The sequence below is a fragment of the Vibrio sp. 03_296 genome, assembly GCF_002265885.1.
Map to the genome: position 1 here is coordinate 1 of NZ_NPKW01000981.1, position 1,284 is coordinate 1,284.

The following is a 1,284-nucleotide window of genomic DNA, read 5'->3' on the forward strand; positions in this document are numbered from 1 at the left end:
CCAGAAAGATCTCGTTACTTATCTCCTATATCCAAATATCTGTATGATGCTATCAAAGCAATTGAAACAGAAAAATCCACTAACACATTAGTGGATATAGAATCAGGTAGTAAAGGGACTTCTCTTTCAAGTGTTGTTACTGCTATTGACAACGCAATTAAAACAGCATTTGAAGATGACGACTACTTTTGTCTTGATGAAACTCATATATTGAAGACTATTAATGATGACTTCATGAAGATGTAATGAACAAGGCATCGATATTAAAGACTATATTGATAAAAATGAATGCCGAGCTCGAGTCATAAAACCAATAATAAACAATATAGCCATACTACATTACTTGTTAAACTACTGTGCGTTCACTGTAATTTCTTCACCTACTGAAAACGCAGCACTAGATATGTTTCAATCCCTAAACTCGACGGGGGTGCAACTGACGGCACTACAAATGCTGAAACCTAGCATTTCATCACAGTACAAAAAACAGCAATGAAAACTATATAAAATCCACACTAGCAATACATATAAAAATATTAACGATTGGTTTAATAAAAACCTAAAAATAAAAAGAAAGAAAAACAAAACAAGTTTTTACCATAAATTCTGCATGTTGATGCATGGAGATTTAGACCCTAGCTCATTAAGTCTACAACGGACTTGGCTTAAGAATTGCTTTGATGAGTTTACTAGAGATCAAACTAAAACTGAGAAAACAGATGAGTTCGTATCTATAATTCAAAGCACCATAGAGTATGTAGAACTTTTTATTATCAATAAATCCAAGTTAAAAGAAGTTAACAGTGATAAATGGTACATATCAGAATACTAATCTAAAAACTCATCTAGTGATATTGGTAAAATAACATTATCAGATGATTGTACTTACGTCTCTCAATGTATCTAAGCGACTCGAATCATGACCTTCACCACCCTTTATTAATCAGATTTTTTCACAAGGCTAGGTTAGCAGAAAGTGAAGGAGAGTTTAAAGACAGAGTTTGTGAATTCCAGAAAATAGTGAAGGCAGTAACATCTATATTTACCTTGTATAGAGTTGGATTAGATAAACATCCAGATAATTTTATAAAAGCTATATAAACATAACTTCTCTTTTAGAAAAACTGATGACAAAGCGTTGAATGTAGCAGTTGTAGTTTCTACCCTTAGGAAAGAGCTATATGCTGAAGCAAAACAAAAATTCGGAAAGCTGCCAATAGCAAAAAGCTTTCTGGAGTCTTTTTCCTCGAACTGTAGATATCAATAAACAAGGTTCATCCGTTT

1 protein-coding gene is annotated in these 1,284 nt (G+C 32.7%); it reads left to right on the plus strand.

Translation table 11 applies throughout. From position 1 onward, the window contains the following. Positions 1–246 (plus strand): hypothetical protein (locus CIK04_RS34835; RefSeq protein WP_325205992.1); only part of this gene is annotated, 246 nt, incomplete at its 5' end. Positions 247–1,284: the final 1,038 nt, after the last annotated feature.